Annotated in this window: 9 protein-coding genes and 1 pseudogene; 3 read left to right on the top strand and 7 right to left on the bottom strand. The window is 63.1% G+C overall.

The features are described from left to right. Window positions 1–38 precede the first annotated feature (38 nt). The 6 genes from GBJ34_RS11175 to GBJ34_RS11150 all read right to left on the bottom strand — a co-directional run bounded on the left by GBJ34_RS11175 (window position 39) and on the right by GBJ34_RS11150 (window position 8,373). On the bottom strand, window positions 39–2,426 hold the full coding sequence (locus GBJ34_RS11175; protein ID WP_226341137.1) for a TonB-dependent siderophore receptor: 2,388 nt from the start codon (window positions 2,424–2,426) through the stop codon (window positions 39–41). A gap of 211 nt (window positions 2,427–2,637) precedes the next feature. Beyond that, complete coding sequence (locus GBJ34_RS11170) at window positions 2,638–3,495, bottom strand: FecR family protein (protein WP_226341136.1); 858 nt, start codon at window positions 3,493–3,495, stop codon at window positions 2,638–2,640. Window positions 3,496–3,622: 127 nt separating this feature from the next. Next, complete coding sequence (locus GBJ34_RS11165) at window positions 3,623–4,102, bottom strand: RNA polymerase sigma factor (protein WP_151719360.1); 480 nt, start codon at window positions 4,100–4,102, stop codon at window positions 3,623–3,625. 454 nt (window positions 4,103–4,556) lie between these two features. Continuing rightward, window positions 4,557–5,177, bottom strand: a complete 621-nt coding sequence (locus tag GBJ34_RS11160) for an HAD family hydrolase (RefSeq protein ID WP_151719359.1) — start codon at window positions 5,175–5,177, stop codon at window positions 4,557–4,559. Continuing rightward, complete coding sequence (locus GBJ34_RS11155; RefSeq protein ID WP_151719358.1) at window positions 5,177–7,651, bottom strand: ATP-binding protein; 2,475 nt, start codon at window positions 7,649–7,651, stop codon at window positions 5,177–5,179. The genes GBJ34_RS11160 and GBJ34_RS11155 overlap by 1 nt, the downstream gene beginning before the upstream one ends. Then, window positions 7,648–8,373: a response regulator gene (locus tag GBJ34_RS11150; protein ID WP_151719357.1), complete on the bottom strand. Its 726-nt coding sequence runs from the start codon at window positions 8,371–8,373 to the stop codon at window positions 7,648–7,650. The genes GBJ34_RS11155 and GBJ34_RS11150 overlap by 4 nt, the downstream gene beginning before the upstream one ends. A 262-nt stretch (window positions 8,374–8,635) precedes the next feature. Here GBJ34_RS11150 and GBJ34_RS11145 point away from each other — a divergent pair, with 262 nt between their 5' ends. The 3 genes from GBJ34_RS11145 (at window position 8,636) to GBJ34_RS11135 (ending at window position 12,955) form a co-directional block, all read left to right on the top strand. Continuing rightward, a complete protein-coding gene (locus GBJ34_RS11145; RefSeq protein ID WP_151719356.1) occupies window positions 8,636–9,664 on the top strand; it encodes an ABC transporter substrate-binding protein in 1,029 nt (342 codons plus the stop codon). A gap of 71 nt (window positions 9,665–9,735) precedes the next feature. Continuing rightward, on the top strand, window positions 9,736–11,883 hold the full coding sequence (locus GBJ34_RS11140) for an ABC transporter permease (RefSeq protein WP_151719355.1): 2,148 nt from the start codon (window positions 9,736–9,738) through the stop codon (window positions 11,881–11,883). 1 nt (window position 11,884) lies between these two features. Next, on the top strand, window positions 11,885–12,955 hold the full coding sequence (locus GBJ34_RS11135) for an ABC transporter ATP-binding protein (protein WP_226341135.1): 1,071 nt from the start codon (window positions 11,885–11,887) through the stop codon (window positions 12,953–12,955). Window positions 12,956–13,056: 101 nt separating this feature from the next. Here the strand turns inward: GBJ34_RS11135 and GBJ34_RS11130 are convergent. Further along, window positions 13,057–13,220 (bottom strand): annotated as a pseudogene (locus GBJ34_RS11130) (IS5/IS1182 family transposase); the annotation flags it as partial. Window positions 13,221–13,382: the final 162 nt, after the last annotated feature.

Here is a 13,382-nt window from a genome sequence, read left to right as displayed (position 1 = left end):
ACCGGGGGCGGTGACGGACCGCCCCCTCCTTTACGGAATCAGAAGCGCAGGGCCAGTTTGGCGGTCACCTGGCGGCGATCCCCCTCGTAGCAGGACATGGCGCTGGCGCAGGTGGTGGAATATTCCTTGTCGGTCAGGTTGGTGACATTGACCGCAAGTTTCGTGCTCTCGTTCAGATCATAGCCCAGCCCGAGGTCGATCACCGTGCGGCCATCGACCGGGACCGTATTGGCACTATCGCCAAAACTGCCCCCGACATGGCGCAGGCCGCCGCCGATCGACAATCCATCCATTGCCCCTCCGGTGAAAGCATAATTCAACCAGAGCGACGCCTGAGTTTTTGCAACCAATGCCGGACGATTGCCCTGGTTGCCCGCGTTGTCTCTGGTGATCTCGACATCATTATAGGTGTAGTTCGCCGCAATATCCCAACCGGAACCCAGCGATGCCTTTCCTTCGATCTCAAAACCGCGCGAACGGATTTCGCCGGTCGCGACATTGAACCCGGTGCCACCGCCGCCCGCGTTCAGTTCCGGCGTCAGCACATTTGACTTGGTGATATCGAACAACGCCATGGTCAGCATCGCATCGGTGTTCGCGGGCTGGTATTTGGCACCCAACTCCCATTGCCGGCCCTTGGTGGGCGCAAAGCCCAGCCCATTCGAGCCGATCCCCGTATTGGGCATGAAACTTTCAGCATAGCTGAGATAGGGCACCAGGCCAAAATCCGTGATATAGGAGATGCCCGCACGGCCCGAAAAATTGTTCACATCCGTCGCGGATGAGAGCCCGGTCATATGGTTGTCATTGGTGATGCGCAGCCAGTCATAGCGTCCGCCAATGGTGAACAGAAATTTGTCCGCGCGGATTTCATCTTGCAGATAGAGCCCGGTCTGGCGGAATTTCTCGGTGTAATCATATGCAAGCGCGGTCGGCACCGGCACGCTGACACCATAGGTCGGGGCGTAAGGGTTGAGCGACGGGGCGTCGCCATTCCAGCGTCTTGCATCGGTGTCGCTGCGTGAAACATCAAGCCCGGCGACCAGTTTGTGGGCAACGGATCCTGTGCTGAACTCACCCTGAAGATTGGTGTCGAGACCGAGACTGTCCATTTCCTCGGAAAAGCGCCGTGCCTGGCGCATAATTCCGGTGGCATCGGCCCCCGCCATAGCCAGCATGTCGAGGTCGAATGCGACCCGGCCATAGCGAAGATTCTGGCGCAGAACCCAGTTCTCATCCAGTCGGTGGCTGAGTTCATAGCCAAGGGTCTGCTGTTTCTGATCGCTTTGCGAGAAGTTCGGATCGCCGACCAGAACATGGGTTGGCGTGAAATAGATCGCCGTCCCGCCCGAACGATCCCGCAGGGTCTGTGCCGAAACGGTCAGGCTGGTATCGGCATTCGGTGCCCAGGTGATGGAAGGTGCCAGCATCAGCCGGTCATCCTTCATTCTTGTGCCATCACCGAACGAAAACTGCGTGTTCCCGTCGCGTGCCACACCGACCAGCCGATAGGACCAGACGTCATCCGCCGTCAGGCTGCCGCCGAAATCCAGCGCCGTGGCTGCCGTGGCAAAGCTGCCATAGCTGAGTTCCAGATTGCGCAGGGTCTCGGTCACCGGCTTTTTCGAGGTCTTTCCGACAATTCCGCCCGCATCCGATTGCCCATAAAGGGTGGAGGATGGGCCCCGCAGCACCTCTACGGTTTCGATCTGGTGCGGATCGGTGCGGAAATGGCTGTAATTTGATGCCATCTGGCGCAACCCGTCCAGATAGGCGCTGGAGGACTGGCCATTGAAGCCGCGCAGCATGATCCATTCATAACCCTTTGGATCAGGGCCATAGGTTTCAATATTGACGCCAGGCACATATCGCAGCGCCTCGGTCACGGAACGCGCGCCCTGTGCCTCCATCTGGCGCTTACCGATCACGCTGACCGACTGTGGCACCTCCAGCACCGGGGTGCCGGTCTTGCTGGCGGTTCCGCTCTGGCCGGCCACAAAACTGGTCGCACCATTGCCCGCACCGTCAAGGAAGACAGTCCCAAGCGTGACCACACCCGTGCCATCGCGGTCTGTGCCACCGCGCGCAGGTTTATAGATCTGCACGGTCGAGGCATTGGCATAGCGCCAGGCAAGGCCGGTGCCGCTGAGCAGCGTCGACAAGGCCTCATCCACGCTCAGATTGCCGCTGACACGGTTGGCAGAGACCGAAACTGCACTGTCGCCGAGGATGATGATCGAAAGCCCCGCGGTGCGACCCAGATCATTCACCGCACGGGTGACGGGTTTCGACGCGATGTCAAAGCTGTAACGCGCCTCTTGAGCCAGGGCGGGCAAGGCCGTCGCACCCAGCATCGCCACCAGCCCCATGCGCCCAAACTTGCGCAGCCGGTCATTCCCGGTCGTTTCAGTTCTCTGCCTCCGCATCCGCAGGCTCCCCATATATGTGATCCCAGACGGCACAGATGGCGAAGACGGTGGCTTTCCATGCTATTACAAGGATCACGGATGCCGATGCGGAAACCGGAACCTCGGACACGAAGATTTTTTGATCTGCCGGACGTCTCCGAACTCTCATGACGGTGTGGGGCGGCGATTGGGGACAGCGGCCTGGGCCCGCGATAACGGGGGCGGCGCGTCAGGGGCGCAGCAGCAGCACCGGCCCCGGCAAGGACGTCACCGTAAATCCGACCGTGTCGCGCAGCGATTGCAGCGCAGCCTCCGGTGTGTCGAGGTCAAGGCTGCCTGAAACCCGGCGCTCTGCCAACATGTCGCTGGCAATGACGAGACGACCCGCAGAATAGCGTTCCAGCGTGGCGATCAGATCGCCGAACCGCATCATCTCGAAGACGAACCGGCCATCCCGCCAGCCGGTTGCATCGCTGATTTCGACCTGTGAGACCTGGGGGGGGAGTTGCGCCCCAGATCGGACGAATTGATCCCCCGGCGTCAGCATCCGGGGGCCATCCATCCCCGGATAGCTGACCGCGACGCTGCCTTCCTGCAAGACGACAAGCCCGCCACCCTGAAGCAGTTGAATATCGAAGACGGTGCCATGAACCGTCACCTCACCCTCCCCGAACCGCACCCGGAAGGGCACAGCGGAATGGGAGACGCGGAATGACGCCGCACCTCGCAACAGTTCGACCCGGCGCCGATCGGCCGTGATATCGACATTGATCGCGCTGTCGGCATCCAGCAGGATGGTACTGCCATCCGTCAGGGTCATTTGCCGCCGTTCACCGCGTTGGCTGACGTAATCTGCGGCAAGATCCTGCCACAGATGCGGCTTGTTCAGCCATACCCCACCCGTCAGGCCAAGGCCCAGCACAAGCAGAAGGCCAAGCGTTGCATTGCGCACCCCTCTGCCGCGCTTTTGACGCAAATCCATCGCCTCAAGATAGACCGCAAGCTCTGCCGCCTCGATTTTGGCAAGGCGCTGCCCGGGCGCTGCGGTTTGCTGCCAAAGGCTCTCGATTTCCGCCCAAGCGGCCATATACGCCGGATCGCTGCGCAGCCAATTCTGCAGGTCCCGCTGAGCAGAACCCTTCCGACCTGCCTGCAGGTCAAGAAAGCGACTGCGCGCTTCCTCTCGTTGCGCTTCAGTCGGCGTCGCGCTCATATCAGCCCCGCGCCTTCGCACAGGCCTCGATGGCGCGGGCCATATGCTTGGCCACGGCCCGTTCCGAGATGCCAAAGACGGGGGCGATTTCTGTCAACTTGCGGCCATGCACCCGATTGAGCAGAAAGATATGCCGCGTTTTCGCGGGCAGCCCGAGCAAAGCGGCATCAATGAGATCCAGTTCCTCCCGCGCCGCCAGCACATCCTCACCCGAGGGCACAAGCAGAGCCTCGCTGCGCAGGGCAGCTTCGGCCATCAGCCGGGCCCGGGCATGTTCGGCGCGCAGATGATCGATCGACGCGTTTCTGGCGCAACGGCTGAGATAGGCCGCAGGCTCGCCCTGCCAATTGGTCGCCCGCTCCCACAGCCGCAGAAAGATGTCCTGAACGATATCGCCCGCAAGGCTTGGGCAGCCGATGCGCCGCCCGACCTGCCGTTCCATCCGATCACGTTCGGAGACATAGAGCTCAAGGAACTGCATCTGGTTCACAAACTGTCCGCCCGCTGAAGTGCCACGGATATGCTCCGTAGCGCATCCCATAACTTCTGACAATTACCATCGGGTATTCTGAGAGTGAACCGCCCGGACTGGGCCGTGGGGGCAAGCCCGAAACCGCATCGAGATCATGTCCGGCAGGCTCAAGGATTGGCGACGCGTGGCAAACCCGGGCAAAGGCCGCCCCCCGGTTGCGGAAGCGGTGAATCGCAACCGCGAGCTTGTCCTTCACCCCGTCAATTCCGACGTAGATCGCGCCATGGGGGTTCCGCATGTCTTTCTCCATCGCAACCGGAAGGTGCCTGCCGCCCCGCGATCAGAATACAGGCTGATCCGCATGGGCCGGGCGGCGGGAAAAGACATGCGGCCTTATGGAACAGAACCGCGACTGCTCCAGAATGGCGAGCAAGAGGCCACGGCTCAGACGCTTGCCAAGGGATCATGGGGTCTGGGTCAAATGCGCCACCCATTCGGTGATCAGGGCAAGGTCTTCAGCCTTGCGCACATCCAGTGCCCGCATCCCTGCCCGGCCAGCCGCTGCAATGCCTTCGGCGCTGTCTTCCAGCACGACACAATCCTGCGGTGCGGTGTTCAGGCGGCTGGCGGCCAACAAGAACATGTCGGGTTCCGGTTTCGCCCGCGCCACCTGATCCAGCGTCACAACGGTGTCGAATAGCCCGTCCAGTTGACAGGCCCGCAAGGAGCTCGTGACCACGGGCCATTCGCCATTGGACGCAACCGCTGATGGCCGCGCGCCCCAGGCCCGGGCCAAGGCGGCCACTGGCGGGTTGGGACTGCAGGCACCCGCCTCGGCCAGACGCTGCGCGTGATCGATGCTGCCCTGCACCAATGCCTCAATATCCGCCGCCTGCCCGGTATCCTCGATCCAGGCACCGATCAGCGCCCGGCGTGCAAAGCCGCCCCGCGCAAGATAGAAGGCGCGGTCAAGATGCAGGCCTTGGGCTGCAAAGGTCTCGGTAAAGGCGCGGTAATGCAGATCCGCCGACAGCACGAGCGTGCCATCACAATCGAAGATCAGGGCAGAAGGCAGGGGAAGCATCAGGGCAAGGTTCCTTTCAGGCAGGCCAGCAAGGTGGCCGGATCCAGAGGTTTGGGCAGGGCAAAGCCCCGGCCGGGATGGGTTCTGGCCAGCGGGTTTTCTGCGGGCAGGTGCCCAGAGCAGACAATCGCAAGCGTGCGGGGATCGCGGGCAAGCGCGGCGAGGGCGATGCGCCAACCCGCCGGGTCAAACCCGAGGTTCAGATCGCTGATCACCAGATCGAAGGGGGGGGCGCTGGCGATCAGCGCCGTGGCCTCGGCCGGGTCGGCGGTGGCGGTGATGGAGGCACCATCCAGCAGACGGCGGGCATGAGCGGCATCCTGCGGATCATCTTCAACCAGCAGCACGCGCAGCTGTGGGAGGGCGGGAAGTGCATTCTCGCGCAGCAGCGGCAAGGTCAGATGGACCGCCGTGCCTTGACCGGGTGCCGAGACGATGCGGATATCGCCGCCTGACTGGCGAATGAAGCCATCCACCATTGCAAGCCCCAGCCCGGTGCCGGTGCCGTCGCTGCGGGTGGTGAAGAAGGGCTCCATCGCCTGTGCCAGCACCTCGGGGGACATGCCGCAGCCGGTATCGACCACGGCAATCGCTGCGTGATCGGGGTCCGCTTGCGTCAGCAGGATGTCAATCCGCCCCGGACCGGAAATGGCCTTTGCGGCATTCAGGCAAAGATTCAAAAGCGCGCTTTCCATCTGCCCCGCATCGATGCGCACCATCAGCGGTGCAGATGTGGGATGGATGGTAAGGCTGATCCGATCCTCAAGCGCGAGGGCGATCAGATCCTCCAGACCTTCGACAAGGGCATTCAGATCCACGGGTTCGGGGTCAAGGTTCAGACGCCGCGCAAAGGCCAGTAGCCGCTGGGTCAGGGACCCGCCCAGATCCAGTGCTGCGGCCAGTGACTGGCGCAGGGCGGGCTGGCGTTCGGCGGGAGCCGCCTCCATCAGATGCAGGCTGGTGGTGATGGTCGACAGGATATTGCCGAAATCATGCGCCACCTCGCCCGCGATCTTGCCCAATGTCTCGGTCCGTTGCACGCGCTGCAACTTTTCCTCCAGCGCGCGGCGGGCCGAAATATCGGACAGCAGCATGATGCTGCCACCCGTCGGCAGCGGGTTTTCGCGCAGCTCGATCACCCGCCCATCCGGATGGTGCAGTGCCGAGAACCCCTCCGCACCATCTTCGCGCCGCCAGCCTGCATCGGCCAGCAGCCGGGCCATATGTGGCCGCCCTTCCAGCGATGCCGGGGGCAGGTCCAGCACCTTGGCAAAACAGCGGTTATGGGCCACCAGCTTGCCCGTGTCCGACAGGATGGCCAGCCCGTCTGTCATGCCGTCATAAAGGGTCTCGAACAGGACGTTGCGTTGCGCCAGTTGCCGGTTCGACCTGTCAAGCCGCAGGGTCCGGGCCCGAAAGGCCCGGAAGGCGTGAAACAGCTTGCCGATCTCGTCGCCCGCATGTTCGCCGCGCGGCAGACGGGTGCTGCGGTCGCCCACCGCAAGGCGCATCATCGCGCCTGACACCGCCCGCAGATTGGCGGTGACATAGCCCGAGACAAACAGCGCCGCTACCAGCGCCACGATGGCAGAGATAAGGCTGACCACGATGATGATGCCCTTGGCAAAGGCAAGGGCTGTGACGGTCTGGACGCGTTCCTGCGCGATATCGGATTGGGCAAGGGCGGTGACGCCTGCAGCATGTCTGCTGACGGCTTCGGCACCATGCCGGATCCGCGTCATGGCCGCCTCGGCCGCGATCTTGTGCGCCAGTTCCAGCCTGCGCAGTTCGAACAAGCCGCCCGGACCTTCCGCAATTTGGCGCAACTGGGCGAACTCCGCACGACCTGCCGGATCAGGCCGTGCCTCCATCCGCAGGCTCAGCCGATGATACTCGCGCTGGAACTCACCGACACTGACCAGGCTGCTGGCCCGGCCTGCACCGATCAGCGCGGCGGCGATGCGTTGCAGGCCAAGCCAGTCCTGCCCTTCCGGCAACGAGCTGCGTAGCGTGCCCGCCAGGGCCGAAAAGCGCCGCTCCAGCGCCGAAATCTGCGCATTCTGGCGCAGGATCTGGTCTGTCAGCGCCACCCGCGCGGTGGCCTGGGCGACCAGATCGCTCAGCGCGCCGTCCATATCTTGCAGCACGACAGAAATCTTCGCCTCATCCGGTGGGGACAGATTGCCTGCGATGCCCGCAATCTGGCGCCGGGCGGCCTCGGCCTCTTCGTGGAGACGGAACGGGCTTTCGATGGTCAGCAGATAGGGGGCCCGCGTCGCCAGATCCGAGGCCTGACGCGAAAGCACCAGCGCGCGATCGCCTGCGGCAAGCGTCTCGTCATGCAGCCGGTCCAGCCGGTCGGTCGCCTGCCGCAGCGTGATCCAGCTTGTGGCCCCGACGACCAGCGTGGCCGCAGCCAGCGCGACCAACGCCAGCAACAGCCGTGCCCGGATGCTGGGGCGCAGCCGCATCATGCCTCGGTCACGAAGATATAGCCCAGCCCGCGCCGGGTCTGCAGATGCACCGGCTTGGAGGGCACCGGCTCGATCTTGCGGCGCAGGCGCAGGATCAGCACATCAATGGTGCGATCCATGTAGAGTGACAGGTCGCTGCCAAGCTCTCGCAGCAAATCGGTGCGGGCGATGATGCGGTCGGGATGGCGCAGAAAGTAATCGAGCAGGCGATATTCGGCATTGGTCAGGGCGATTTCGGCCCCGTCCGGCCCCAGCAGCTCGCGCCGGGTCTGATCCAGCCGCAGCTGGCCAAAGGCGCGGATCTGGCTCTGGCTGCGATCGGGATTGGCCAGCGCCGGATGCCCGCTGCGGCGCAGGACGGCGCGCAGACGTGCGACCAGCTCGCGGGGGCTGAAGGGTTTGGTGATATAGTCATCCGCCCCGGTTTCCAGCCCGATCACCCGGTCGGTTTCATCACCGCGCCCGGTCAGCATCACGATCGGCAGGCCCATGCGCTCGCGGATGCGGATCGCCAGCGTCAGGCCACTTTCCCCCTGCAGCCGCAGATCGATCAGCGCCAGATCGACCGGCCCGGCATTGGCCGCGGCAAAGAAGCCTGCACTGTCGGCAACCGGCAGCGGAACAAAGCCGTTCTCGGCCAGCAATGCGGCGAGCGTTACGCGCAGATCCGGGTCATCATCGACGATGACCACGGTCGGCCCCTGCGGCGGGGTGCTGGTCATGGCTTCATTTCCTCCGTGCCGGACCTCTCTCCGCCCGACTCTGACATGATGCCCAAGCGCCGCATCCCGGGGGAGAGGGCATTGGGTTTCAATTGTGACAGCCAACATGGTGCCCTGTAACAGTGTTCATCGAAAACCCTGCCCAGCACCAGTAGATGGGCGATCCGACCCCTCGCCTGCGGGGCAGCGCCTGTGCCACGCTGTAACCGATCCGGTCATGCGCCGCAGGGAGAGTGGCCCGCCGGACCCAAGGGAGGATTTGATGAAGAAACAATGGATCAGCGCATTGGCGCTGGCTGCGGGCCTGTCGGCAACGGGTGCCATGGCCGAGGAGTTGAATGTGGTCTGCTCGAACGAGCAGGCCTGGTGCGATCTGATGGCGCAGAACTTCAAGATCGATACCGGCGTCGATGTCGCCATGGTGCGCAAATCGACCGGCGAGGTTCTGGCACAGCTGCGCGCCGAAAAGGGCAATCCGAAGGTGGATGTCTGGTGGGGCGGCACGGGCGACCCCCATATCATCGCCGCGACCGAAGGGCTGACCACCGCGACCGGCGTCGATGTCTCGGGCCTGCTGGGCTGGGCGCAGAACATGACCGAAATGACCGAGGGCCGTGCCATCGGCGTGCATGTGGGTCTGCTGGGTTTCATCTACAACAAGGATGTGCTGGCCGAGAAAGGCCTTGCCGCCCCGGCCTGCTGGCGTGATCTGGCAAAAGCTGACTACAAGGGCGAGATTCAGGTGGCGAACCCGAACTCCTCGGGCACGGCCTATACCGAACTTGCCACGCTGGTGCAGCTGTTCGGTGAAGACGAGGCGTTCAAGCTGCTCGCCGAGATCGGCCGCAACGTGAACCAGTATACCAAATCGGGCTCCGCGCCGGTGAAGGCCACCGCGCGTGGCGAAACCACCATCGGCATCGGCTTCATGCATGACATGGTCAAGCTGAAGAAAGAGGGCTTCCCCGTCGAGATCGTGGCCCCCTGCGAGGGCACCGGCTACGAGTTGGGGGCCGTTTCGGTGGTCGATGGCACCCCGAATATGGAAGCCGCGAAGAAATGGGTGGAATATGTGATTTCCGCCGAAGGCCAGTCGCCCGGGCTTGAGGTCGGGGTCTACAACATCCCCGCCAATCCGGGTGCTGCGACCGATCCCGAGGCGCCGGACATGGCCTCCGTCAAGCTGATCGATTACGACTTCGCCACTTATGGAGCCGCCGATACCCGCGAACGCCTGCTGGCGCGTTGGGAAAAGGACGTCAAGAACGCAGGCGGCAAGATCGAAGAGTGATCCTTCGCGCCTGATACGGGCCTGCGCGGCATGTCGCGCGGGCCACTTTCGTAGCTACAGGAAAACAGAACATGGCACGCACCGCGAGGCTTTGGGCCTGGGTCGGGCTGGCAGGGTTTATCCTGCTGCCCTGGTATATGGTGGCGGGGGGCGTGCTGTCCCTTGGCTGGATCGGTCAGTCGGGCATGGGTCCGGGGCTGATGGAAACGGCGACCGGCCGCTGGTGGCTTGCCGGGCCGGGCCTTGCCCTGCTGGCGGCGCTGGTTGTGACCTATCTGCCGGTCCACCCGGTGCGGCAGGCCCGCGCCTGGGTGCTGGCCGGGGCGGCGGGGCTCGGGCTGCTGGCCGGTCAGGGGCTGCTGATCCTTGGCAAAGGGCCGCGCCTTGCGGCGCTTGGCGATGCGGCCCAGCCCGGCATGGGGCTTGGTGCCTTTGTCGTGGCCATCGCGCTGCTGTTCATCCTGACCACCGGAATCTCCGGCATGGGGCGCGGGCGCGGAGATGCCTTTGTCACCGGCCTTGTCGGAATGATCGTCGCATTGGTCGGGGTCTTCGTTTTCTACCCGATGGCGTTCATCTTGGTGCAGGCCTTTTCGCTGAAAGGTGGCGAGGGTTTTGGTCTGTCTGAATTCCTGCCACGGTTCTTTGCCTCTGAAACCTGGTCGCTGGCCTGCCTGAGCGGGGCGGGTTATTGTGGCCCGGCGGTCAATTCGCTGGTGCTTGGCCTTATGACCGGGTTGGGCACCACCGCACTGGGCCTGTCCTTCGCGCTGATCTTCACGCGCACCGATTTCCGGGCGAAAACGCTGCTGCGGGTGCTGACCATCCTGCCGATCATCACGCCACCCTTCGTGATCGGGCTTGCGCTGATCCTGCTGTTTGGCCGTTCCGGCACCCTGACCGAGTTTTTCGCCTGGGCCTTCGGGATGGAAAAGACCCGCTGGCTTTACGGCTTCTGGGGGGTCTGGCTGGCGCAGATGCTGAGCTTTACCCCCATCGCTTTCCTCGTGCTGATCGGCGTGGTCGAGGGGATTTCCCCTTCGATGGAAGAGGCCAGTCAGACACTTGACGCCAATCGCTGGCAAACCTTCCGGCATGTGTCGCTGCCGCTGATGCGGCCGGGCCTTGCCAATGCCTTCCTGCTGGGCTTCATCGAAAGCCTTGCCGATTTCGGCAACCCCCTGGTTCTGGGCGGCAATTTCAACGTCCTTTCGACCGAGATCTATTTTGCCATCGTCGGCACCGTCGCCGATCCGGCAAAAGCTGCGCTCTTGTCGATGATCTTGCTGTCAATGACCTTGCTGGCCTTTGTGGCGCAGCGCAAATGGCTGGGAAAAAAGAGCTACGCCACCGTCACCGGCAAGGCAGATAACGGCCAGAATGCAGGGCTCAATCCGGGGCTGAAATGGGCTTGCTACCTGACCGCAGTGCCTTGGGCTGCTTTCACGCTGATGATCTATCTGCTAATCGGCTTTGGCAGCTTCGTGAAGCTTTGGGGATATGATCACAGCTTCACCTTTGAACATTACAGCAAGGCCTTCAGGATCGTGGTCCGCAACGGGGTGCATTTCGTGGGCTCGGCCTGGGACAGCTATTTTACCACATTGGTGATTGCAGGGATCTCGGCACCGCTGACCGCCGCCGTCGGGCTTGCCACCGCCTATCTGCTGGTAAGACAGAAATTCTCAGGCAAGGATGCGTTCGAATTCTCGACCATGCTGTCCTTCGCCATCCCGGGCACGGTGATCGGGGTGGCCTATGTCATGGCCTTCAACTTCCCCCCGATCGAGATGACCGGCACGGCGATGATCCTGATCCTCGTCTTCATCTTCCGCAACATGCCGGTGGGGGTGCGCGGGGGGATTGCCGCGATGAGCCAGCTCGACAAATCGCTGGATGAAGCCTCGATTACCCTGGGTGCCAACAGCTTCACCACTGTGCGCCGGGTCATCCTGCCGCTGATGGGGCCCGCGCTGATGGCCGCGATCACCTACAGCTTTGTGCGTGCCATCACCTCGGTCTCTGCCGTGATCTTCCTTGTCTCGGCGCGGCACAACCTTTCGACCAACTTCATCGTAGGTCGGGTCGAAAACAACGAATACGGCATCGCGATCGCCTATTCGGTGGTGCTGATCGTGACCATGCTGCTTGCCATCCTTCTGCTTCAGGCGGTGATCGGCCGCCGCCGTCTGCGCCGGGCCGACCGGGTTGCAGCGTGACATGAAAGGTTCCGATATGACCAAGGGTTCTGTCCGTTTTGAAAACGTCACCAAGCGCTATGGCGCGGTGATGGCGCTGAAACCGCTGACGCTGGAGATCCAGCCCGGCACGCTTTGCACCTTGCTGGGGCCTTCGGGCTGCGGCAAGACCACCACGCTGCGTCTGATTGCGGGGCTGGAATCCGCAAGCGAAGGCCGGATCCTGATCGGGGGCGAGGATGTGACCCATCTGTCCGCCACCTATCGCAAGGTCTCGATGGTGTTCCAGAGCTATGCCCTGTTCCCGCATATGAGCGTGGCCGAGAACGTGGCCTATGGATTGACCATGCGTAAGCTGGGCAAATCCGAGATCCGCGACCGCGTCGAGGCCGGGCTTGAGATGGTCGGGCTGAAGGGCTTTGGTGCCCGGCTGCCATCAGAGCTGTCGGGTGGCCAGCAACAACGTGTGGCGGTTGCCCGTGCCATCGTGCTGGAACCAGAGGTGCTGCTGCTGGACGAGCCGCTGTCGAACCTTGACGCAAAGCTGCGCCGCCATGTCCGTGAGGAAATCCGTCAGATCCAGCAGCGCCTTGGCCTGACGGCAGTCTATGTGACGCATGATCAGGAAGAGGCGATGGCGGTGTCGGACCGGATCATCGTGATGAAGAATGCCGAGATCGCGCAGGCGGGCACCCCGCATGATCTGTATGAACGCCCGGCTTCGGCCTTCATCGCGGATTTCATCGGCGATGCGAACCTGTTGGCCGCTGAGGTCACCGCCTCTGGCGCGGGCGAAACCCGACTGCGTCTGCTGGGGCAGGATTATACCCTGCCGCTGGCATCGGAGCTGAAGGGCGCAGCCAAGATGGTGCTGCGCCCGCATCAGGTGCAACTACGTGCGGAGCCCCAGGCCGGCACAATTCCGGCTGAGGTGACCTATGCCGCCTATCTGGGCAATAACGTGCAATACACATTGGCAAGCGACGCCGGTGAGATCTTTGCGATCGTGCCACCCTCGGCGCATCCCTTCGTCAAGGGCGACAACGTGCATGTGACCTGGCGCGCCGAGGATATCAGGCTGGTCCCGGCCTGATCGGCGCTGACGCGGTAACTGCTCCCCCAAACCCGCGCCGAAAGGTGTAAATGGTCGCCGGGCTCGGGTCGTGGCCGGATGAAAGCTCAGTGGCAGGTCACACCCTTCGTGCGCCCGATCACGCGCCCGCGGTGATCGTCGCCCCCCTTTTTCGCCCCCAGGCTCGAGGCCTTGCGGTGCGCCTTGAGGTATAATAGGTCGCTTCGATCATGACGCCCCTCTCCTGGCCGCCTTCGGAGGCCAGACCTTCCATCATCCGGGCGAAGGCCCTGAGAACGGCGGTGCGAAATTCGACCGCGGAAGCGGCGGCCTTTGAATAGCCCCATGGGCGTTGTTGCAGAATTCCCCCGCGAGCAGGATTCACATGAGGAATCCATAGGGTTAATGGTCTGCGATGACGCGACCTAAGCCTACCCGCTATCGGACG

This window comes from Gemmobacter serpentinus (genome assembly GCF_008973825.1).
GTDB lineage: Bacteria > Pseudomonadota > Alphaproteobacteria > Rhodobacterales > Rhodobacteraceae > Gemmobacter > Gemmobacter serpentinus.
This window is presented reverse-complemented; position numbering and strand designations above follow the sequence as displayed.